Annotated in this window: 16 protein-coding genes and 1 pseudogene; 7 read left to right on the top strand and 10 right to left on the bottom strand. The window is 58.1% G+C overall.

Annotated elements, in window-relative coordinates; genetic code table 11:
* Positions 1-22: 22 nt before the first annotated feature.
* Positions 23-634 carry a TetR/AcrR family transcriptional regulator gene (locus tag C481_RS02320; RefSeq protein WP_049904354.1) on the bottom strand — a complete coding sequence of 204 codons (612 nt, stop codon included), beginning with the start codon at positions 632-634 and terminating at the stop codon, positions 23-25.
* 540 nt (positions 635-1,174) lie between these two features.
* Here C481_RS02320 and C481_RS02315 point away from each other — a divergent pair.
* Entirely contained in the window at positions 1,175-4,201 is a 3,027-nt protein-coding gene (locus C481_RS02315) for an MMPL family transporter (protein WP_006107262.1), read from the top strand.
* Positions 4,202-4,339: 138 nt separating this feature from the next.
* On the opposite strand, the gene C481_RS02310 is transcribed toward C481_RS02315, so the two are convergent.
* Positions 4,340-4,765, bottom strand: a complete 426-nt coding sequence (locus tag C481_RS02310; RefSeq protein WP_006107261.1) for a zinc ribbon domain-containing protein — start codon at positions 4,763-4,765, stop codon at positions 4,340-4,342.
* Positions 4,766-5,492: 727 nt separating this feature from the next.
* Between C481_RS02310 and C481_RS02305 the strand changes: the two genes are divergently transcribed.
* Both C481_RS02305 and C481_RS23275 read left to right on the top strand, forming a co-directional pair.
* Positions 5,493-6,101 carry a trimeric intracellular cation channel family protein gene (locus C481_RS02305; RefSeq protein ID WP_006107259.1) on the top strand — a complete coding sequence of 203 codons (609 nt, stop codon included), beginning with the start codon at positions 5,493-5,495 and terminating at the stop codon, positions 6,099-6,101.
* A gap of 252 nt (positions 6,102-6,353) precedes the next feature.
* Positions 6,354-6,605, top strand: coding sequence for a DUF7539 family protein (locus C481_RS23275; RefSeq protein WP_006107258.1), 252 nt, complete (start codon positions 6,354-6,356; stop codon positions 6,603-6,605).
* Between the two features lie 875 nt (positions 6,606-7,480).
* Here C481_RS23275 and C481_RS02295 read toward each other — a convergent pair.
* From C481_RS02295 to C481_RS02275, 5 genes are all read right to left on the bottom strand, one after another.
* Complete coding sequence (locus C481_RS02295; RefSeq protein ID WP_006107256.1) at positions 7,481-8,491, bottom strand: alpha/beta hydrolase; 1,011 nt, start codon at positions 8,489-8,491, stop codon at positions 7,481-7,483.
* Between the two features lie 789 nt (positions 8,492-9,280).
* A complete protein-coding gene (locus C481_RS20970) occupies positions 9,281-10,771 on the bottom strand; it encodes a formate/nitrite transporter family protein (RefSeq protein ID WP_152422131.1) in 1,491 nt (496 codons plus the stop codon).
* Positions 10,772-10,868: 97 nt separating this feature from the next.
* The gene (locus tag C481_RS02285; protein WP_006107253.1) at positions 10,869-11,435 is read right to left on the bottom strand and encodes a DsbA family protein; all 567 of its coding nucleotides are present in this window, start codon (positions 11,433-11,435) and stop codon (positions 10,869-10,871) included.
* Positions 11,432-11,962 (bottom strand): redoxin domain-containing protein, encoded by a 531-nt coding sequence (locus C481_RS02280; protein WP_006107251.1) that lies wholly within the window; start codon positions 11,960-11,962, stop codon positions 11,432-11,434. Before C481_RS02280 ends, C481_RS02285 begins: the two co-directional genes overlap by 4 nt.
* A 216-nt stretch (positions 11,963-12,178) precedes the next feature.
* Entirely contained in the window at positions 12,179-12,433 is a 255-nt protein-coding gene (locus C481_RS02275; RefSeq protein WP_006107249.1) for a hypothetical protein, read from the bottom strand.
* A gap of 130 nt (positions 12,434-12,563) precedes the next feature.
* Here C481_RS02275 and C481_RS02270 point away from each other — a divergent pair, with 130 nt between their 5' ends.
* Positions 12,564-13,166: a sulfite oxidase-like oxidoreductase gene (locus C481_RS02270; RefSeq protein ID WP_006107247.1), complete on the top strand. Its 603-nt coding sequence runs from the start codon at positions 12,564-12,566 to the stop codon at positions 13,164-13,166.
* A gap of 812 nt (positions 13,167-13,978) precedes the next feature.
* Here C481_RS02270 and C481_RS02265 read toward each other — a convergent pair.
* From C481_RS02265 to C481_RS02255, 3 genes and pseudogenes are all read right to left on the bottom strand, one after another.
* Positions 13,979-15,469, bottom strand: coding sequence for an aldehyde dehydrogenase family protein (locus tag C481_RS02265; RefSeq protein ID WP_006107246.1), 1,491 nt, complete (start codon positions 15,467-15,469; stop codon positions 13,979-13,981).
* A gap of 658 nt (positions 15,470-16,127) precedes the next feature.
* Positions 16,128-16,586, bottom strand: a pseudogene (locus C481_RS02260) (sporulation protein); the annotation flags it as partial.
* Between the two features lie 80 nt (positions 16,587-16,666).
* Entirely contained in the window at positions 16,667-17,758 is a 1,092-nt protein-coding gene (locus C481_RS02255) for a glycerol dehydrogenase (protein ID WP_083860874.1), read from the bottom strand.
* Between the two features lie 469 nt (positions 17,759-18,227).
* Between C481_RS02255 and C481_RS02250 the strand changes: the two genes are divergently transcribed.
* From C481_RS02250 to C481_RS02240, 3 genes are all read left to right on the top strand, one after another.
* Positions 18,228-18,983 carry a hypothetical protein gene (locus C481_RS02250; RefSeq protein WP_006107243.1) on the top strand — a complete coding sequence of 252 codons (756 nt, stop codon included), beginning with the start codon at positions 18,228-18,230 and terminating at the stop codon, positions 18,981-18,983.
* 207 nt (positions 18,984-19,190) lie between these two features.
* A complete protein-coding gene (locus C481_RS02245; RefSeq protein ID WP_006107242.1) occupies positions 19,191-20,306 on the top strand; it encodes an MFS transporter in 1,116 nt (371 codons plus the stop codon).
* A gap of 218 nt (positions 20,307-20,524) precedes the next feature.
* Positions 20,525-21,952 (top strand): sodium-dependent transporter, encoded by a 1,428-nt coding sequence (locus tag C481_RS02240; RefSeq protein WP_049904351.1) that lies wholly within the window; start codon positions 20,525-20,527, stop codon positions 21,950-21,952.
* The last annotated feature ends 215 nt before the right edge of the window (positions 21,953-22,167 follow it).

Below are 22,167 nucleotides of genomic sequence, written 5' to 3'. Positions count from 1 at the left end.
CACTGGCGATCCGATCCGCTCGTCACTCCGGACGGAGAAGACGCGCCCGAAGACACTGATCGAACATGGCGCGGCCCTCTCTCAACACGTCGTCGTCATCGCTGGTTACGCGCTGTGTCATTGTGCCGACGAACACGATCTGAAAGAGTGCTGCTGTTTCCTGCGGATCAACCTCCTGGAAGACACCCTGTTCGATACCCGAGCGAATCGTGTGCGCGATGTGTTTTCGGACGAATTGATCACTTCGAGTGAAATACTCGCGATAGTCTTCGTCGTGAGCGGCCTGTGTGCGGAGTTCGAGGAGTGCCTGCGTGAAATGAGGGTTATTTTCGGTATTCCCGAACGCAAACGTTCGGTCGACAATATCTGCAATGTGTTCGTCAGCACTCCCGTCTCGGTATGCCGGCATCTGTCCCTCGAGTTCATCCAGCATGAACTCGAGGAAGTCGAGGAGCAGTTCGTCTTTGCTGTCGTAGTGGTGGTACAACAGTGATTTACTCTTCGGGAACTCGTTTCCGATCCGTTGGATTGTGAGATCGCTGTAGCCGTGCTTACAGAGGGCATCGTACGTGGCCTTCATGATGGCCCCGCGAGTATCGTCAGGTTCGTCAAGGAACGAAGGTAGTTGCGTCATCGGTGGCAGGTAACGCGGTGATCCGACCCGTCACCGGTCTCATCCTGTCGGAGCACCATACGATCATCTCCTGAACGAATAGTCGATAGAGACCCGTCCCAATAGAGTCGTTCGCCCGGAGCCTCCGAGTTGCACAGGTTCCGAACCACTCCTGTAATAGCACCCATTTTAGATAGTGTATCGTATCTCTACATATAAATATTGATTGAATGGTCAATCATATATAAGGACGATACAGCAACGGCCCGACGCGGTAACCGGTATTGTGCTCATCTGAAGTGGGAAGATTGATAAGTGCTAATTGAATATTCAGTCAATAGATGAGCGAGAAACAGCGAGTAGCGATCGAGACGAGCAACCCGACGGGGAGCGTCGTGGACGCTGCGTATTCGGCGCAAAGAGTAGCGTCGAACCCGTCACGAACCGCTCTCAGGCACCGTCGGTACGCGGTCGCATCTCGCCAGCGTGATGGAGAATGATGCTGGTGCAGAACCGACAATGGGGGCGGAGTGAAAGAGCGCACGGAGGCCGATTCGGCAGATGAGTTGGCTCGAGCGCTTCGCAGCGATGGTCACGAGCCACAGTCGGTCCGTGATCGCCCTCATGCTCGTACTCACGGTCATCGCGGGTGCTGGTGCTGGAATGATCGATCAGTCCTCCTCGCTCGATCAGTTCCAGAGTGACACTGCAGAATCGGAGAAACTGAACTACATCGAGGAGAACTTCTCGACCGGAGCGAACAATACGACGACAGCGCAAGTGATCGTCAAAGGGGAAAACACGCTCACTCAGGAGTCGCTGCTCGAGACGCTCCGACTGCAACAGTCGTTCCGGGAGAACGAGACGATCAATCGGACACTCGCCGACGAGCAACCGACGGTCGGCGCGGCGAATCTCGTCGCAATCTCGTCCATCACCGGCGACCAACAGCGCGAGCTCGAGGCGACGGCCGCGGAGTTCGAGCAGTTAAACGCAACCGTTCAGGAGGAACGCGCTGCGCTGGAACAACGACAGAGCGAGCTAAACGCGACACAACAGGATCTCCGGGCGGCGCTCGATACGCTTCGTGCAGACCAGTCGACATCGCCGCGTGCACAGTTCGAAACCGTCCGTGCAAACTCGTCGGTTGAACTCGACGAGACGCAGTATGCAACGTTCAACGAGTCGGCACAGCTCCTTCGGACCGCCGACAACGAGTCCCAGATCGAAACGGCGTACCAGCGCGGCACCCAGGGCGTCCTCGCCGACGAGTACGAGGATCTCGAACAGCGCAGCACGGACCTTGCAGCACAGAGCGATCGGCTGGCTGAACTCGGCAGCCAACTAGAGGCACAACAAGCAGCCCTGGAAAACGCCACCTCGCCCACGCTGCAAGAACAGATCGACGCGATCGATGCGATGAACGCCACGGCGTACGAGCGGACGCTCGAAACCGTACTGGGCGAGAACTCGTCCGGACAGATGAGCGGACAGGCGTTCATGCCGACGAGCTACGACGCGGGTTCGACGAGTTCGAACGCGACGATGCTGTTGGTTACGCACCAGACCGACGGTGGGAGTGGCGGTCAAGGCGGGATGGCATCGGATGAACTCGTCGACGCGCAACTCGCGATGCAATCCCTGGCGAACGACGGCGTCGACGGTGACACATCGGATGTCATCGTCTTCGGCGGCGGAATCATGGGCGAAGAGATCAACAATTCGATGGGCGATAGCCTCGCGATCGTCGGGCCGCTCGCCCTGCTGTTCGTCGTCGTCGCGCTGATCGTCGCCTACCGCGATCTCTTGGATATCCTCCTCGGGCTATTCGGCATCGCCGTCGTCCTCGTCTGGACGTTCGGCTTCATGGGCTGGGCCGATATCGACTTCAACCAGATGTTCATCGCCGTGCCGGTCCTGCTCATCGGGCTCTCGATAGACTACGCGATCCACATCTTCATGCGCCACCGCGAACAGCGTCAGAACGGTGGTGCGTACGGCGACGATGACGCCCGCGGCTCGATGCGAGTGGCACTGGCCGGCGTCGGCATTGCACTCGTGTTGGTGACCGCGACAACAGCGATCGGCTTCCTCTCGAATCTCACGAGTCCGGTCCCGCCGATTCAGGACTTCGGGATCGTGAGTGCAGTCGGTATCACGGCCGCCTTGCTCGTCTTCGGCGTCTTGATTCCGGCACTCAAAGTTGAACTCGACGGGTTCCTCGAAAACCGTGGGTTCGATCGGAATAAGCGCGCGTTCGGGACGGGTGGCGGCCGGTTTAGCCAGGTCCTGTCCACCGGTTCGACGGCAGCACGACGGATACCGATCGTCATCATCCTGGTCGCAGTCCTCGTGAGTGCAGGCGGTGCATACGGTGCGACGCAGGTCGATACCAGCTTCAATCAGGAGGACTTCATCGCAGAGGACCCACCGGAGTGGACGAACAACCTTCCCGGACCACTCGAGCCCGGCGAGTACTCGATGAAGGAGAATCTCGAGTTCGTCAACGAGAACTTCGTTCGGGAGGACTCGCAAGCGCAGATTCTCGTCGAGGGGAACGTAACCGATCCGGAGACATTACAGCAGCTCTCGGACGCCGAGAACGAGACTGCTGACAGCGATGTTGCCGTCACCCTCTCGAGCGGTGAGGCTAACATTCAGAGTCCCCTCGGGACGATGCAGCAGGTCGCCGCCGAGAACGAATCGTTCAACGCAACGGTTGCCGCAGCCGATAGTGACGACGACGGGATCCCCGACCGGAACATCGAACAAGTGTACGATGAACTGTTCGAGGTCGCTCCCGACGAAGCGGCCGGCGTCATCCATCAGACCGATGACGGCGACTACGAGGCCGTTCGGATGGTCGTCTCGACGAGTGGGACCGCGGCCATGAGCGACGTTACGACCGAGATGCGATCCATCGCAGACGGCATCGACGGGAACGGGGTCGAGGCTACGGCAACCGGCCAGACGATCCTGTTCGACATCGTTCAGGGGCAGTTGATGGACACGGTTATCGAGAGCCTGCTGATCACGCTCGTCGCCGTCTTCGCGTTCCTGATGATCGCCTACCGGATCACGGAAGGAAGCGCAACGCTCGGCGCGGTAACGCTGCTGCCGGTCGTCTTCAGCGTCTCGTGGATTCTCGGGACGATGTACCTACTCGGAATCCCGTTCAACGTCATGACGGGGATGATCACGAGCCTCACCGTCGGGCTCGGCGTCGCCTACAGTATCCACATGAGCGAGCGGTATAGCCTCGAACTGAAACGAACCGGATCCGTCTGGGAAGCGATGTCCCGGACGGTCACCGGAACAGGTGGCGCACTGCTGGGCAGCGCGGCGACGACCGTCGGCGGCTTCGGCGTCCTCGCATTCGCCATCTTGCCACCGCTTCAGCAGTTCGGCATCATCACCGGACTGACGATCATCTACGCGTTCCTCGCGAGCGTGCTCGTACTCCCGAGCCTCCTCGTCGTCTGGACGAAGTACCTCGGTCCGGACGTCTCCTTCGACGCCCCGAGTCGGTCAGGCGGTCCCGCAGCCAGCGACGGCGGGCAAGCGATCCAGGACCGCACCGAAAAGTAACCGAACTCGGGTCGTTACGGGCACTTTTTACCGCTCAGTCCGAGGACGAGTTCACCACAGAACGGGTTCGCGCCTTGGCTTTCAGAGACTGTCCGATGATGAAGTCACAAGACGACAGTGGGCAAAACTACCCCGAGTTCAGAAGCGATCGTCCGGCGAAGTATCGAGGTCGGTCCGCGCCGAGCCGTCGGCCGCTGCTGTCGACTGCACCTCGCTTCCACACCAAGGGCAGAACGCGACGTCAGCGTCGAGTTCACGATAGCAGGACGGACAACGGGATTCCTGTGCGACGGCGAGTCGGACGTTGTGTCGTCGAGCGATGAGATACGCGTCGACGACGCTCAGGACGCCGACGACGAGAAGCGGAGCACCATCCACGAGGTCGGCTGATGCGGGGTTTGCGAGTGTCGACTCCGGGACGAGGAATGCGCCGACGAGCACCGCAAAGACCGCCCATCCGAGTGCGCGTTTCCAGCGGCGGAGGTACAGTTGCCCGAGTCCGGTAACAAGCAGTCCGAGTCCTGCTGCAAGCCACGGTCGCTTGCGGGATGTCGACTGGTCCATACCCTAGCTGAATGGCCAGTCAGTGGTAAATCTTCTCCCCCCGCTCCGTGCGTGACGGATCGCAACGACCGTGATCACGAGCAGAGCGTCGATATAGGCATCACTCTGGAACTGAACTCGCGTTACAAGCGGATCTGCCGATCGATATCCACCCGCGCCTTTCGGCGCGAGTACTCTCTTTGCGATTTATAGCTCCGCCGTCGGTCACTGGTCGACGACATCGGCGGTGGTCGAGTCACCAATCCAAACGGCCGCCCGAACGGAGGACGATTTCGAGTGACTGGGAATCGGGTAGAAGTTGATAACGGTGGGGTGGGATGCACTATCCGTCGCGCACCGGTGCGCGACAGCGATCCAATCAGCACCCACTGACGCCTCCCGTTGTCGCCAGCGATGGGTTGCCCCACCCATCGCCTGACCTCCGGCTTTTCACGCCCGGCGCTATTTCGCTTCGGATAGTTGAAAGGTGACCGGAACGAAGCGAGTTCCGTTCGTCTACCCACCTCGATTAAAACTTCAGACCTCTGGCTCTGCTGAACTCGCGACGGGGAGTGGGGTTAAAACTCAAACGGTACGTACAGATCGTACAGCTACCGCACGTACTCCGTCGCAGTGGCTCGAGTAGAAGAGAGTGTTCGATACGGAGCACTCAAGAGACTCGCTCTCATAGGCGAGCGCAGTGAGTCGGGACGTCATCACCCTACTATTCGGCGATCCATTTGCCGTGATGAATACGATCGGCTTGGTTGCGTTCGCACTCGTTGGATCATCAAAGGCGATCCGTGAGGAGTTCGACCTGTTCGGGGTTACCATCGCCGGACTAGCAATGGCGTTTGCTGGTGGAGCGACGCGCGATCTCCTCGTGACACGAGTTCCATTAGCACTCCAGTCACCGATCGAAATCAGTTTGGGGTTACTCGGAGTCGGCTTGGCAATCGTGCTGAGTATCGTTCTAACATCGCCGGAAACGCATCCAGTCACCCTTGTCTCGGATGCTATCGGGCTCGCTGCCTTTACGACGACCGGCGCTATCGTCGCAACTGAGGCGGGTGTTTCAGCGGTTGGCATCGTTGCTATTGCGACGATCAACGCCGTCGGCGGTGGCGCGTTTGCAGATATTCTTCTCGACCGATCCCCGTTCATCCTCTTCGAGGATTTCTATGCGAGTTGTGCAGTCCTCGGTGGCAGTGCATACTGGCTCGTGGGAACGGTAGGAGCGGCCGGGAGTACGGCTGCTGTGGTGTGTGCGGTAGTGACCGTTATGACTCGGTTAGCGGCGGTTGCTTACAACTGGAACCTCCCGACGGTGCAGAGTTCGGGACGACTAAGCAATTAGTCCGATCAGGACGAACGGACGAATCCTTGCTCAGTCCCGTTTCTGTGTAACAGCTGTTTCAGACAAAATCGGATCTGAAGGCGAGGGCGATCGAGACGGCTCGGAAAGTAGTTTCGGACCGGCTCAATGCGATCGATCTCTTTGCGCCCGACGGAAAGCAGCTAGCCGTGAGCAGTTGCTACACCGTCACGGGAACTACTAGCAGCGCGATTGATCGAATTCGGCACAGCCGGATGAAGCGCTCGCGAGACGGTGCTGAACCGGACAGTCCGCGGTCAGTACTGCTCTCCTCGAGCGGAATTCGAGTTCGGCGGTAAACTCGATACCGACACACCGCTGGTCGTGTGTACATATCATCCGGAGATACCCGATCAGGAGTATCGAGGAGCAGCGAGTCTCGACGAGGCAACTCGAGAGACCTTCAACGAAGTGCTCTGGGAGTACTATGAACGTGTTGCCGGATGCATCCAATCAGAACTCGAGGCATTTCTCGAGTTCACTTAACCGGATTGATCACTGTGCAACTTTACTGCACACACCACGCCGACGCAAACCACCATAGATAAGATATCTGTTGATACAAACAGCAATATATATTGTACAGTAGGCACAATAATGGGAAGTCAGAGAGGATTCCCAACATCGCAGCCTTCGGACGACGAGACACTGGTCCAGCCGCCGGGATTCTGCATCAATGAACCGAAAAACACGAGTTCTCCCGAAATACTATTTTTCGTCGACTTCCATGGAGATCTCACTTCTCTATATATCTCTCTCGATTAGGCTTGAACGGTCAGTTCGACTATCTCGACCGAAACCTGATCGAAAAGTGATTGTCTGCCTCGAATATTCGAGGTGGTCGCTTCCACAACTCGTGAGCGGCCAGTCAAGAAAGCAGCGGAGAATATCTTGAATGGATCGGACACTACTCTAACACACAATGCCTATAAGAATCACTAAACAGATATATTCTGGCGGCGATACTAAACTAGACAGTGCTGAAACAATAAAAGATGATCTATCGACTATCACCGAACGGTAATTGGAAGTAACACCGTATTTTATCCGTTTTCGCTTCTTTCTAGACGATGGTGGTATTATTCGAATACTACTACCGTCTGTGTACCCAATAATTACATATGTACTATTGTAATTCCTTTCGTCGATACTGAAGGTGAGAGTGTGACCGCACAATTGATCCCCTGTTGTCATTAGTCCCTCTGTTCCAGTGACCAAGGTGTCGTTGTATTGTCTTTCTAGTGAGCGGGGCAAGTACATCGTTTGCGGGCCGGGAAGCAAAACCCAGGCACTGGCGGAGCGCTGTCGGCCTCCAGCCAAAAATACGGATATTAATCTACCTAGGCACCTGATGAGTACGGTTACTCGAAGGCCTCACGAAGCGCTTTGCCGGCCCGTTCTTGCACATCAACACCTGCTTCGATTGCGGGAAACGGATCCGCAAGCTGGCTCATATTGGCGAAGTCGTGGATCATATCTTCGTAGTGGGTATGGTCGACAGAGACGCCTGCATCGGCGAGCGCTCTCCCGTACGCGAACTGTTCTGTTCGGAGCGGATCGTAGCCGCTGGAGTACATAGTTACCGGAGGGAGTGCAGTGAGAACTCGCTCAGGAGCGCGTAATGGGGAGGCTCGAAGGTTTGCACCGTCGATATCGTTGCGGAGATAATGGTTCCAGAACCAGACCATTCCTCGGGTCGTCAAGAAGTAATTCTCGGCGTTTATCTCGTACGATTCGGTGTCAAAGGAATGGTCGGTGACGGGATAGAACAGTACCTGGTGGTCGATCTCCGGGGCACCGAGATCCTTCTCGACGGCCATCTGTGCGACCACGGTTGCAAGGGTGGCACCCGCACTCTCACCGACGACAGCCAACCCTGCACCCGCACCGAGTGCTGCGGCGTTGTCGGCAGTCCATTTGGTCGCTAAGTAGGAATCTTCCACGGCCCCTGGGAAGGGGTGTTCCGGCCCTTTTCGGTAGTCAACGGAGACGACGACGCACTGACCGTGATTTGCCAATGAACGGGCGACTTTGTCGTGGGTATCGATATTACCGACGACCCATCCGCCGCCGTGGAAGTAGACGACTGCAGGGAGTGTTTGATCCGGGTCCGGATCGTAGATTCTAACCCGGATGTCACGCGCGTACGCCGGGATTTTTCGGTCATCTACCGAAGCGACCGGTTCAGGTTCGATATCTGGAGAGAACAGGTCGCCAAGGAGCGTTCGAGCTTGTTCGGGCGACAATTGCGTAAGGTCGGGCGCACCTTCATCCTCCAGCGTATTTAACAGTGCTTGGGCATCCGAATCGAGTTCTTCAGCTCGGAGTTCGCTGGACTCGGTTTCCGGCTGCGTGTGATTGATCTGCATCATATTTCGCTCACTATTTTGTGACTTACCGTCGTCCAACCGTATAGACTGCATCTAGCGTCGGCTGGCGACTTCGTCAGGCCACTCATCTTCACCGGTGTAAATGGTGGTTGTTATTGTTCCAGGGAAATCGGCAATCTTACCCCAACAATTGCAGGTGAATGCGAGATGTACTTCATACACAGATCCCACGTTACAATATAAGGGTCTTTTTCGTCATTTCCAGCACTCAATTCAGGCTCTCGTTCAAAACCGGTTAGAGAGAAGGGAGAGAGCTGTATCCCGTTAGTACGGCGTGGTAAGCGATTACGAAACGGACCAGCGACCGAAGAGACCGTGAAGCTATGTCGGGATTGTACACCCCGAAATCGCTAGTCGAAGGAGGTGAGTTCCCCGTCAGATGCGGTCTTCGTAGCTATATGTTGGTAGTCAGCGGCTGAGTGCGGGTGAAACGATTCCCAAACCCGGAAATAAGAACTACACCTCGGTCTCCGCTGAAGAGGGGCTTGACAGCGTTCCCGTACTTGTGGCTGGATTCGGAACTCGTGGCGCGAGTGCTGCTTTGAGCCCGCATCCTGAGTCGGGTAGAATGGTGAACAGGTTCTACCGACGATACTGAGAGAACAGCGTCGAGATTCGAAATATCTCGGCGTGAGATCATCACACTCCGTAGGCGAGTTCAGCAACAGCGTCGAGCGGATCAGAAATGCGTCTCCCGATGGCGTAGGTCAGTCGTCTTCGACGTGTGCTCGTCGCAGTTGGAAAGATCAAATCGAGAAAACTCATCAGAGTTCATTCAGAGGGGGTCTCGCTTGTATTGGCATCATCGCGACGCCGTATCGAGGTGAGTCGTTCTATCAAACGAGTTCCAAACACCCATTCTGGCCAGGAGAGTTCACGGCGTTGCTGACCTCGGTCGGGGAAGTGCCGGATTTCGGTCATACTGTAGTTCACAAGAGCGACAAACACGACACCACCGACCGTATTACCGAGGGCAACTGGGACAAAAAATTGAGTGAAAACGGTGAGAAGCCCCGCTTCGCCGGCAAACACCAGGAACAGTACTTCGCAGGCACCGACGACACAGTGAAACAGTTCCGTGGCAGGGACCGTAAACATGATCAAGTACACGATGAAGAATCGCGAGAGCGAATCTCGCGCAGCGTGAACGAGCCAGACCATCGTTGCGACAAGTCCACCAGCGAATGCGCCTTTATAGAAGAGTCCCGACCATGAGACGCTCAGCGCATGCTCGCCGAATTGCTGTGCCGTCTCGGCGGTTTCCGGAGTAAAGACATTCGTGGTAGCGAGGAGATAGGCGACGATTCCCGCGCCGATGACATTCGCAGCAAGAACGATTCCCCAGAGGCGAAGGAGTTGCGGGAGGCTTGCAAATCGCGTCAAGACGAGTGTTACTGGCGTTAATGTATTTTCGGTGAATAGCTGGTAGTTTCCGAGGACGATAATTATGAATCCGATCGGATAAAGAATATTCCCGATCCCGGTTGGGTCGTCCGGATAGGCTGTCGTCATGGCTGCTCGTGCAAGGAACGTCCCCCCGACGCTGATGCCAGCGGCGAGCCCACTGAAAAACAGGAGTTGTTTGCTCCGATCGATATCTTCGTACGCAGTCGCCGTTACTCGCTGGAAAATTTCGTCCGCAGAAAAACGGTCACGAACTGCCTCGCCCGCTGCAGGCGCGCCCTGGCGAGATCTATCGATCGTCTCTCGAAGCTCGCGGTTCTCCCGTTGCATCGATTGTTGGATATCGATGAGATCGCCTGCGCTGGCGATAGTGGCGAGTAACGAGTCGAAAGTGAGCGGCCCATCGTAGCGCTCACCGTTAATGAAAAAGGTTGGAACACCGTTCACACCGCTTCTCACGCCACTTTGAACGTCGTTCTGAATCCGCCTCTCGTACGTCCCGGTGTCTAATTCGTCCGTGAATCGATCGGTATCGAGGGCGAGTTGTTCAGCATACCCAATAAGATCCTCTCGAGCAAGCGCGTCCTGGTGTTGGTAGAGGAGATCGTGCATCTCCCAAAATCGGCCCTGTGCGCCCGCGGCCTCGGCGGCTTCCGCTGCCTGTTGTGCGCGCGGATGCTGTTGAGTTAATGGAAAGTTCCGAAACACGAGTTGAAGCCGAGTACCGATCCGGTTTTGGATCCGCTGGATGATCGGGTAAATATCCCCGCAAGATAGGCATTCATAATCACTATATTGGACGAGCGTCACGGAGGCCCCGTCAGAGCCTCGAATATGATCGCGTCCGCTAACCGGCATCTCTAACGTTTGTATCTCAGTCTCACTCATAGTATTTTACAGTAGTACTGTGTTTGGGACGACTGTACACGCGTTGGTAGAGATATCGGCAGTCCCATCACCGACTAGATGAAAGTACTCGCTGAATTGCAGTCGATAGTGGGGACGGAGACCACGAGCCGTCGTAGCGTTCGCCGTTGATATAGAACGTCGGTGTTCCGTTGACTCCCGAACGAGCCCCGCCGACGAACTGTTCGTGGATTCGATCTTCGAAGGCGTGACTTGCGAAGTCGCTCCGAAACCGTTCGGGATCGAGACCGAGTTGTTCGGCGTACGTAATCAGCGACTCGTCGTCGAGAGCGTCTTGGTTTTCGTAAAGCAGATCGTGCATCGACCAAAATTCCTCTTCGCCCTGCGCACCGGCGGCTTCGGCTGCCTCGGCGGCGTGTTGGGCGTACTTATGTATGGACGTGAGCGGGAAATTCCGAAAGACGAACCGCAGATCGTCTCCGAACTGTTCCTGCACGTCCTTGATGAGAGGGGACGCCTGCCCGCAATGCGAACACTGGTAGTCGCCGTACTCGACGAGCGTGACGGCGGCATCGTCGGGGCCCTGCCGGTGGTCGTCCTCAGTCACGGGAACAACCAGTTGGGAGACGTCAGATCGAGTCGGGTCGCCACTCATCGACTCTCCTCCATATCGACGGTCGTGGAAAGGGCCTCGAGTTCGCGAAGGATACCGTCGGCACCGGGGTTGATTCCGATCGGAGAGACGTAACTCCACTGAATAATACCGCCGGCATCGATAACGAACAGCGCCCGTTCGCTCGTTCCGACGGCATCACGATACACGCCGTAAGCTTTTGCGATGGCACCTTTCGGCTCGAAATCGGCGAGTAGTGGGAAGTGGATATTCCTGTCTTCCTCGAAGGCACGGTGACACCAGACGCCGTCCACCGAGACGCCGAGCAGTTGCGCACCGTGGGCCTGGAACTCCGGGAGGAGCTGGTTGTACAGCGATAGCTGGCCGCCACAGGTAGGGCTCCAATCGGCCGGGTAGAACGCGAGTACGACCGGCTGACCGTGAAAATCGCTCAGCGAAACGGTTTGGTCCGGGGTCGTTGGGAGCGTAAACTCCGGTGCACGCGTCCCCGCCGACAGCGGCTCGCGGTGGATTTCTCCCGCCGAAATAGCGTAATGACCGGTGCTCATACTGAAGCCTCGAGAGCGTTACGTCCGCTGCGTATATAAACTAGTCACTGGTGGCTGTACTGGCCGTCAACGCCGATATGGAATCGGAGACCGTTCCCGCTCTAAGCGCATCGGCGGCCCGTCGAAACGAAGTATCGCAGCCAGAGGCCGTTGTGTGACTGCTCGATCCGGAGACGAGCCCGTTCTTCCGACGGAATAATCTCAACGGGAACGAGATTATGCATCAGCTTCGCTTCGGTCTTTTCCGTGTTCTTCACAGAGGATATCCCCCGTATTCGTATCGAAAAAGAACCCGTCGCCCGGTTTGATTCGTTTCCCATCGGCATCACACCCGTCCGCGTGGTGTAAGAAGTATTTCCCGTCGTTCCGTCCGGTTTCCAGGCGTCCCGATTGGACGGCAAACCGAACGAGTCCCTCTCCGATCTGCGTTCGTTCGGGTGAATCGGCCATTTCGAAGTGAATGAGCGGCATGGTGATTCGGGGCTATTCACGAACGCCAGCAAAAAAATACCACCCCCTGCGACGCCGCACATCGAACGCGTATGAGAGGGTGACGATTGTCGGGCAGGGATTCTTATAGCGTCCGCCGCTGAAACGGGATATGGTGGATAGGAACGTAACGTCCATTTACGAGGAGTTTGGCGAGAATCGGTTACCGCCCGGACAGAGCCGAACGAACCGCTTTCCGGTGCTCTCGAAGAGCGGCACGCCCCCGCAGGATATGGAGACGTGGGAGTTCACCGTTACTGGTGCCGTCGAAAACGAACTGTCGTATTCGTGGGACGAGTTCAACGAGCTTCCCCGAGAAACTCAGCGTCAGGATTTTCACTGTGTAACCGGCTGGAGTCGGTTCGACAACGAGTTCACCGGCGTCCCGTTCCCGACGCTCGCCGAACGAGCTGGCGTTCGAGACGAGGCCGAGCACGTTCTGTTTCACGCGGGAGATGGATACACAACGAACCTTCCGCTCGATGAGTGTCTGCGCGACGAGGTGCTGTTTGCGCTCGAACTCGATGGACAGCCCCTGCCATCGGAACACGGCGGGCCCCTTCGCGTCGTGACGCCGCAGCTATACGCCTACAAAGGTGCCAAGTGGGTGACGGGCGTCGAGTTTCGTTCCGAACCGAAGCAAGGCTACTGGGAGAAACGGGGCTACTCGAATACCGCAAATCCATGGGAGGAAGAACGATACAGTACGTTATAGCCGCTCGAACGTGAAGCAGGGGAAGAACGGATCCGTGCGAACCGGCGCGCCATCGGAACTTGCGTTCCGGATGGGGAGAGACCGAGCAGAAACGGTCGATCTGTGCCGCCATCGACGAGAGTGGAGTTGTTTTCGTTATTTTCCCAATAACACCTCGGAGAATGGATGGCGAACGACAGCTGAGGGTATCAGCCACCGGGGAGGGAAGCGAAGCCGTAGTGACGGCAGCGCACGTATCTGTGACGGATGAATCGATCACAGGCGGCGTTGGTTCACTGTGTTCGGCAGGTGTCTTGCTGCGTATAGCGAGATCAGGAAGTAACGAACAGCAGGCCGAGGATGTTCCCGGTGGCCAAGGCAGATTGTCACTGAGCGCCGCGCTGGTCGCGATGACGAACTCCGGCGGGTTCGTGACGACCGCAAGCGGAATCAGACCACTGAGGCCCTCGACGAGCCACCACCGAACCGCGAGAACGGCGTAGCGTCGGAGAGTGAGAGTGAGATGCCCGCTACGTACACGCTATACCGGCGACAATAAACGTCATAAACGGGAGTAGCAGCGGCACACTTACTGAACTCTATTCCGTTAACGATCCCCTTTTGGGGCCTTATGTGCCGTATTTCGTTTGTAGTACGATTCTGGAGTCGCCAATTCTCGGAGCCTGAAACCGTTCGAAACCGAAGCAGTACGCCGTGGTATCTCGAGAGTCGACGTCAAAAAACGGATTTCTCTCCGGTCGTACTCACACTGCTAGCGAGGGGAGCGATCCAGTGTTCCGAATACGAGAGACGGGATGACGGCCGAGGGCCCCTTAGAAGGGGTAATCTCGAGACTCGTGTTGGATCGAGATCCACTTCGTCTCGGTGATCTCGCGGAGGAACGCATCGCTGTTGTACGTTCCCATCCCGGAGGCCCCGATACCGCTGAAGGGGACGTGAGCTTCGTCGTTGATGGGTTGGTCGTTAATGTGAACGTTCCCCGTTTCCATTCGGTCGGCGATCTCCTTTGCGACCTCGAGGTCGCCGGCGTGGACTGCACCCGAGAGACCGAACTCCGTATCGTTAGCGAGTGCGACGGCCTCATCGATATCCGAGAACGGAATGACCGGGGCGATCGGGCCGAAGTGTTCGTTACACGCGGCGGCCATGTCGTTGGTGACGCCGGAGAGGACGGTGGGCGCGACGACGAGAGAGTCTGCGCCGTCATCGAGGGCGACGGTTTCGCCGCCGGTCTGGAGCGTTGCACCCGCGTCGACGGTCTCCTCGACGTAGCCGAGCATCTCGTCGCGCTGTGACTCGTCGATGATCGGCCCGACGATCGTCTCCTCGTCGTGTGCGCTGCCGACCGGAAGCGCCTCCGCGCGCTCGGTCAGACGATCGACGTATTCGTCGTAGATGTCCTCGTGGACGATGTGGCGATTGATACTGATACAAACTTGTCCCTGGTGGACGAACGACCCGAACGTCGCACCGTCGATGGCGCGGTCGAGGTCGGCGTCGGCGGTGACGACGTGAGCGTTGTTCCCGCCGAGTTCCATCGCGGGGACGGCGAGGTTCTCTCCCGCGAGGCTGGCGACGTGCTGACCGACTTCGGTCGAGCCGGTAAAGGCGACGACGTCGCTCTCGGGATGGCTGGCGACGCGGTCGCCGATGGCGGAGCCGCGACCGGTGACGACGTTCAGCACGCCATCCGGGAGGTCCGTTTCCTCGAAGAGCGTGGCGAAGAGGAGCCCGCCGGTGATGGGCGAGTTCGTCGAGGGCTTGAGCACGACCGCGTTGCCGGCGGCAATGGCGGGCGCGACGGCGCGCATCGAGAGGTTCAGCGGAAAGTTCCACGGCGAAATTACCGTGACGACGCCCGTGGGTTCGCGCTGGACGAGGTTTTCCTTCCCGGGGATGTTAGACGCGACGTGCTCGCCTTTCATCCGACGCGGGAGCGTCGCAGCCTCGCTCGCGTGATCGGAGGCGATCTGGAGGGAGGTTTCGCCCATGATGCGCGAGCCGCCGACCTCGTACTCCAGCAGTTCGATGATCTCTTCCCGGTGCGCTTGAATCACGCGGAGGAACTGTTCGATGACCTCCTGGCGACGTGCCGGAGGGTGGGCCGCCCACTCGGTCTGTGCGTTTGCTGCGGCCTCGTATGCAGCATCGACGTCTGCGTCCGTCCCAGCGGGAACCTCCGTGATCTCCTCACGGGTCGAGGGGTCCTCGACGGAAATCGTTTCACCGCTCTCGCTCGGGATCCATTCGCCGTCGACGTATAGTGTATCCCAGTCCTCGTCGATTGTGATCTCGTCCGACATCGGTATGTTATCAAACGGTCTGAGCAGGGAAAAGGGGCGAGAACGGGGAAATCGGCGCCGGTTTACAGCGCTCGGACAGTAACGGAGACAATAATACGACAAGGCGAGAATCGGCGGGCTACAGCGATCACCACCGGACTCACGCTCGCTCGTTCGCGATCGACGGCGGACGACGTACGAGGAAAACGAACTCGTCTACGCGCGAAGCGCCTGTTCCGAGACGGCGTCGTGATCGCGAGAGATGTTTCTTGACCGCGCTCAAAGATAGCGATCAATACATAACGAAATTCTGATTTGACGTACACTATATAGAGAATTAGATATTAACGAAGAGCAGTGTTTTCGATCGCTCTTCCATAAAGTTTCATTTAATTTACGTCGTATTCCCGTCAGAGAGGCTTCTTAGAGGTGAAATTATTTATATTACTGAATGAAATAATGTTATATAAGTAGACCATACCTAGTACACATACATATAGTAAATACGAGTAGTAGGATGCAACGAACGGTACAAACGGATTATTCAGTACCGAGACGGATATGATCGGACGATCCGCTTGCGGACTTCGCCGGGTGGGCGACAGAGCCGAGACGACGAGTTCAATAAACGCGTCTTCGTCCAGAGTCCCTCCCTACGGCACGTACCTGATAGTCCGCGTCAGGCGTGTGTTTCGATGAGCGCGGCCAATTCGTCACGAATCGTTTTTCGATCCGTTGAGCGAATCGTCGTCCGTGCATTGCGTTCGTCCGTATCAGTCATTTCGCTCAGAAGGCCGCCCCGGCGATCGACCTCGACGAATAATTCGAGTTCATCCGGGCCGGGCTTGGCGATGAGTTCGACTTCGTCGAGGCTGTCGCGGAATCGGCCCGACTCGGGCCGGAATTCGAATTCCTGGACGAACCGACGGCCGCTTGTGTACCGCCCGTATGGATCCGCCTCACACTCTGCACTTCGGAGGGAAAAGCCGAGGTCGTCCATCGCGTCGAAGACGGTCTGAAGGCGGGGTGTGGGCTTGACGGTGAGGTAATCTTTGTCTTCGGGATCGACGGCGAGATCGATATCGAGTTCCGTTTCCGTCGGAAGGACGGTGTCTACAGTGACGTTGCCGATACCGATGCTCGCGAGGACATTCTTCATACTCCGTTTTGACGTGTCTCTCGTTAGTATATAAATACTTCTGAAAGAGAATAACCGAGCTACGCCAGCCGTTTGGAGCCGAGTTCATCGGCCGCGATCATCGCGTCGCGGACCTCGTCGCTGCTGACGTCGAACGCGTTGTGGATGGTTTCCTCGTCGGCGACGGTCGCCTGCGCAACGCGGTCGAGATCGTCCTGTGAGGGGTTGTCGACGCCGAGTTCGGCGAGCGTCACGGGAAGATCGGCGGCTACCGAGAAGTCGATGATGTCCTCGATGAAGGCGTTGCTTCGTCCTTCGAGGACGAGTTGCGTGAGCGTCCCGAAGTTCACCTTCTCGCCGTGGGTTGCGTGGTGAGTATCTTCGAGTTGTGTGAGTCCGTTGTGGATCGAGTGGGCGGCCGCGAGACCGCCGTTCTCGAATCCGAGTCCACTCAGCAGGGTGTTCGCCTCGACGACCGCTTCAACGCTCTCGGTGACGATGCCGTTTTCGACGGCCCGTATCGACGACACGGCGTGATCCCGCAACAGGTCATAGCAGAGGCTCGAGAGCGAGTGTGCGGCGTAGGTGGGATCCTCGTCGAAGAAGTTCGCGCCGCCGGTCCTGTGAACCGCATCGGCCTCAAACCACGTTGCCATCGCGTCCGCGATCCCCGACGTGAGGAATCGAACGGGCGCACCGGCGATAACCGACGTGTCGACGAGCACCACGTCCGGATGCGACTCGTAGAAGCGGTACCGTTCGAACTCGCCGTCTTCGGAGTAGATCACGGACAGGCTCGAGGTCGGCGAATCGGTCGAGGCGATCGTCGGCATCGAAACCATCGCCCCGCCCACGTTCTCCCGAACGGCTTTGGCCGTATCGAGCCCTTTCCCGCCGCCGGCACCGACGATCGCGTCCGCGTCGATCTCCCGGGCGACCTCCGTTATCCGGTCGATCTCCGTCTCGGAGGCCTCCCCACCGAACTCCTCGAGCGTCGCATCGACGTCGCTTTCCTCGAGACTCGCTTCGGCTCGGTCGCCGACGATCCCGAGAACGTCCGAATCGCCGATCACCAGCGCCGTCTCCGCGATCGGTGCGACTTGGTCGCCGAGCTGACGTAGCGCGTCGCGTCCTTGGACGTACTCCATCGGAGATTTAAACGATCGAATCACGAGTTCACCTTCCACGACAAGGACGAAGAAGCGCCTGCTTGCAAAACATACCACGTCGACCGCCCGAATCGGAACGAACTAATCGAGATCGGGTGCCAAAATGAGGAGGTTGCGACGCCGTCTGCGACAAATCAACCAGATCGTTGCTCTGTGTAGCGATTTCGATGAAAGATTATAGAGGCATGTTGATTAGTTAGATTGACCAATTAGTCCAATTAGTTAGCCTAACTCATACGTCTACTGAGCCGAATCGGGTACCAACACGTACTAGCGATACTGGTCAGTCTGCGTTCGCTGCAAGTACTTCCCGTTCACGAGTTCATCAGTTCACTAGTCGTCCGCCACGAAAGGAAGGCGACAAAGAAACCAGGTTACAGGGGTGGGACGACGGAGACGAAGCAGTAGTCCGGCACTAACCCGCATTCGCACCGAAAGAGAGAGCATCACGCACCGCAAAGGGTATCATCCGATGGATGCATCCGCGGTCGCGACCACTACGAGTGGTTCACTCCTTACCGTCCTGCTCGTCATCGGCGTGGCGCTCGCTCATTTCCTGCCCGATATACGCTCGGAAACGACGCGCATCTCTCGGCACAGTATCCTCTCGATAGCCGGCGGCATCTCGCTCGTGTACGCCTTCCTCCACCTCTTTCCTGAACTCGATGCGCACAGAGGGTCGCTCGCCGGCGTCGAACTCGGTATTGCAACGCTCACCGAGCACCACATCTACATCCTCGTTTTCGTCGGTGTTGCACTCTTTTACGGCCTCGAACGGATCGCAACCGTCGTGGATACCCTCCCAGTCGCGTCGAAGGTCGGTATCTCCAAGCCCGTCTTCTGGGTTCACATTGGCGGGTTCGTCGTCTACAACGCCTTTATCGGCTACGTGCTGGTTCAGGGGCAGACGGGAACGGAGAATACGGTGCTGTTTGCGTTTGCGATGGCGTTTCACCTCTTCGGAAACGACGAGGCGCTGGAACAGCACTACCAGATGCTCTACAGGCAGCGGGGGCGCTGGATTCTCGCGAGCGCGGTCGTCGTCGGAGCCGTCATTGGAGCCGTCTATACGATGGATGACGCGCTGTTTACGATCCTCCTCGGACTCCTGACGGGCGGCGTCGTGTTCAACGCGATCAAAGACGAATTGCCACGAACTCGGGAGAGTCGATTCTGGGCGTTCGTCTCCGGGGCACTCGTCTACGCGGCTATTCTAGTCACGTTTTAAGAAGACGTTGGAAGAACGGAGGAGTCTGCGCTCGAGACGGAGAGATCGTTACGGAAGCGAGTACGAATGTAGTTTCGAGACGACGAATGGGACGGAAACGGAAGCTTTTCGCTATCAGTCGACTTACGCGCTGACGTGTCGAATTCGGTAGCAGAAACGCCCGACAGTCCTCGGAGTTGGGGTGTCGCACTTGCCGGCGCGATCGGGATGGTGTTTACGTTCGGAACGCCGCTTTCGTACGGCATCTTCCGACAGCCCTTTAGCGAGGCCTTTGCGGTGTCTCCGGTCGTCCTCTCGGGCGTGTTCTCCGTGATGTTGTGTACGTTCTTCATCGGATCCGGGATCATCGGCGTCTTCTCCGCGCGGTTGCCGATCCGGGGCGTGCTATTCGTCTGTACGGTCGCAACGGGGTTGCTCGCGCCGTCGCTGTACGCGGTCGAGTCGTATCTCGGGTTGACGGTCGTCTTCGCGATACTCGGGCTCGCGCTGGGAACGGTATTCGTGTTGATCGCTTCGGTGATTCCGCGCTGGTTCGAGGAGCGCCGCGGGGCTGCAACAGGGTTGATCTTCGTCGGGAATGGCCTCGGGCTGTTCTTGCTCCCGCCGATCTGGGAGACCGCGATCACGACGCTCGGGGTGCGTCGTGGCTTTCTCGTGATCATGTCAGTGACGGCGCTTGCGTTCTTACTCGCGAGTTCACTGTGCCGGCGGCCGCGGTGGGCGACGCAGTCGACGCCGACGACGGCGGCGCTGCTCTCGTGGGTCCGACAGCTGTCGAGAACGAGAACGTTTCAGCTGCTCTTCGTCGGGTTGGCGCTCGCGTTTGCGTGGTACCAACTGCTGGCGGCCTACGCGATCGATCTGTTCGTTGCCCGGGGATTGACGGGGACGGAAGCGTCGACGATGTTCGGGTTGATCGGCGGGGTGAGCATCATCTCACGGATCGGCGGTGGCTATCTCGCCGATGCGATGGGATCACGGCGGGCGTTTCTCTCGTCGCTCGGCTGTGCGGCGGTTGGAATCAGCCTGTTGCTCGCGCCCCAGTATTCGGTACTCGCAGTCGCGATTTTTCTGGTCGGACTCGGGCTGGGCGGGTGTGCGACGCTTTACATTCCGCTGTTGTTACAGATATACGGCTCCGAGAAGGATACCGCGATCATCGGTATCTTCAACGTCGGCGGCGGGCTCGGAGCGTTGGCGATGCCACCGCTCGGGACGGCGAGCGTCGACTACACCGATGGCTACACCGTCGCAATTCTGCTGACGCTTGCCGTTACGCTCGTCTCGTTCTGGGCGGTCGTTTCCGGAACGTCGTCCCGTTGAGTCGAGCGGGGAGTGGCGACCCGTCCCGGAGGCCGGATATTCGACGATGGTAGTACTGGATTGTGATAGGATCGAAGAGCGATCCGTCGGTCGGTGGCAGTATCATCGGAGACCGCGATACTCCGCCCGAAATATGGCACGGTCGATAATCATCATATATCGATCACACCTACTCGATGGAAGGGCTTATAGCGGTCCAGATGGTCCCATGAGACAGGATGGCACGAGAGACGTGGGCCAGTCGGATCGGATTTATACTGGCCGCTGTCGGGAGTGCGGTCGGACTCGGGAACATCTGGCGTTTCCCGTGGATGACCGCAGAAAACGGGGGGAGCGCATTTTTGGTGATGTACCTGTTGATCGTTCTCGGGGTTGGGGTCCCCGGGCTGATGGCCGCGTTCGTCATCGGCCGCCGATCGAAACGAAACCCGATCGGCGCGTTTACGGTTCTTCGAGGGTCTCGCGGCTGGATGTTGCTCGGCGGTCTGTGCGTCGTCACTGCGGTGGCGTTGCTCTCGTTCTACAGCGTCGTCGGCGGGTGGATTCTGCGATACTTCGTGGAGAGTTTCACCGGAGCGTACTTCGCCGATCCGAGCACTCACTTCGCAGCGATCGACTACGGGCTGGCCGCGTTCGGCTATCAGCTACTGGTACTCGGCATAACTGCGCTGATCGTGATGGCCGGCGTCCGACGCGGGATCGAGACTGCAACGAAGGTCATGATGCCCGGCATCGCACTCTTGCTCGTCGGACTCGCCCTCTGGGCGACACAGCAACCGAACGCAAGCGCCGGATACGAGTTCTTCCTCAGCTTCGACGGCGCGTATCTCACAAACAACTTCCTGTCGGTGCTCGGGGCGGCCGCCGGGCAGGCGCTGTTTACGCTCTCGATCGGCAGCGGAACCATGATCACCTACGCCTCGTACATCGACGACGATCGGTCGCTGCCGTTCGACGCGTCGGCTATCGCCGGACTCAACCTGAGCATCGGAATCCTCGGCGGGCTGGTTCTGTTCCCGCTGCTCTTTTCCTTTGCCGGCGGCCCGACAAGCGGCGGTCCCGGAGCGCTCTTCGTCGGCATCGCCGGCGCGTTCGCGAACCTTCCCGCCGGTGAACTCGTCGGTGCGGTCTTCTTCCTCGTCGTCTTGCTCGCCGCGATTACGAGCCTGATCAGCATGTTAGAGATCCCCGTCGCGTTCCTCGTCGACGAGTTCGACATCGAGCGGCGGACCGCAACGGTCGCACTCTTCGGCGTGATTACCGTCACCGGCGCGTTCAACGCCTTTAGCGCCGACGTGTTCACGCTCTTTGCCGACCAGCTCGTCGACCTGCTGTTGACGCTCGGGCTCACCGGGTTCATGTTCTACGTCGCGTGGGTGCTCGGCCCCGACGGCGTCGAGGAGTTCACGAACGGTGCGGGCGTAGTTGCACGGACGTTGGCACTGCCGTGGCGGTACGCGATCGGCACGGTGTTCCCGACGTTTCTCCTCTTTACGTTCTACGCGGACAGCCTGCTGCTGCTCGGATACGAACCGAGCGCGACGGTACTGATCGCACTCGCGCTCGTGACGGCCGGCGCGTTCGTCGCGCTCATTCACTGGTCCGAGCGGGGCGTCCAGCCGACGAACGCCGAAACCGCGGATTGACGGGAACAGACGGGTTGCTGCTTGTGTGGAGATGTTGAAGTCTTTAACGAGTGAGGTGGCTCCGTTGAAACCCCATTAGATCGGCACTCTCGTCGCTAGAACAGCCGTTCAGTAGATGTGCGAATCTATCGGAGATACGGAGATGAACTTCGGGCAAATATATCGCCGAACGAAGAAGAGAACGAAGTGAGCAATCAGAAACGTCTCTCTTGGTT

This window comes from Natrialba asiatica DSM 12278 (genome assembly GCF_000337555.1).
Lineage (GTDB): Archaea > Halobacteriota > Halobacteria > Halobacteriales > Natrialbaceae > Natrialba > Natrialba asiatica.
This window is presented reverse-complemented; position numbering and strand designations above follow the sequence as displayed.

Excerpts from the sequence above, each read along its gene's own strand:
- C481_RS02320 (WP_049904354.1), bottom strand. The coding sequence starts at position 634 with ATGACGCAACTACCTTCGTTCCTTGACGAACCTGACGATACTCGCGGG.
- C481_RS02315 (WP_006107262.1), top strand. The coding sequence starts at position 1,175 with ATGAGTTGGCTCGAGCGCTTCGCAGCGATGGTCACGAGCCACAGTCGG.
- C481_RS02310 (WP_006107261.1), bottom strand. The coding sequence starts at position 4,765 with ATGGACCAGTCGACATCCCGCAAGCGACCGTGGCTTGCAGCAGGACTC.
- C481_RS02305 (WP_006107259.1), top strand. The coding sequence starts at position 5,493 with ATGAATACGATCGGCTTGGTTGCGTTCGCACTCGTTGGATCATCAAAG.
- C481_RS02295 (WP_006107256.1), bottom strand. The coding sequence starts at position 8,491 with ATGATGCAGATCAATCACACGCAGCCGGAAACCGAGTCCAGCGAACTC.
- C481_RS20970 (WP_152422131.1), bottom strand. The coding sequence starts at position 10,771 with ATGCCGGTTAGCGGACGCGATCATATTCGAGGCTCTGACGGGGCCTCC.
- C481_RS02285 (WP_006107253.1), bottom strand. The coding sequence starts at position 11,435 with ATGAGTGGCGACCCGACTCGATCTGACGTCTCCCAACTGGTTGTTCCC.
- C481_RS02280 (WP_006107251.1), bottom strand. The coding sequence starts at position 11,962 with ATGAGCACCGGTCATTACGCTATTTCGGCGGGAGAAATCCACCGCGAG.
- C481_RS02275 (WP_006107249.1), bottom strand. The coding sequence starts at position 12,433 with ATGCCGCTCATTCACTTCGAAATGGCCGATTCACCCGAACGAACGCAG.
- C481_RS02270 (WP_006107247.1), top strand. The coding sequence starts at position 12,564 with ATGGTGGATAGGAACGTAACGTCCATTTACGAGGAGTTTGGCGAGAAT.
- C481_RS02265 (WP_006107246.1), bottom strand. The coding sequence starts at position 15,469 with ATGTCGGACGAGATCACAATCGACGAGGACTGGGATACACTATACGTC.
- C481_RS02250 (WP_006107243.1), top strand. The coding sequence starts at position 18,228 with ATGGATGCATCCGCGGTCGCGACCACTACGAGTGGTTCACTCCTTACC.
- C481_RS02245 (WP_006107242.1), top strand. The coding sequence starts at position 19,191 with ATGGTGTTTACGTTCGGAACGCCGCTTTCGTACGGCATCTTCCGACAG.
- C481_RS02240 (WP_049904351.1), top strand. The coding sequence starts at position 20,525 with ATGGCACGAGAGACGTGGGCCAGTCGGATCGGATTTATACTGGCCGCT.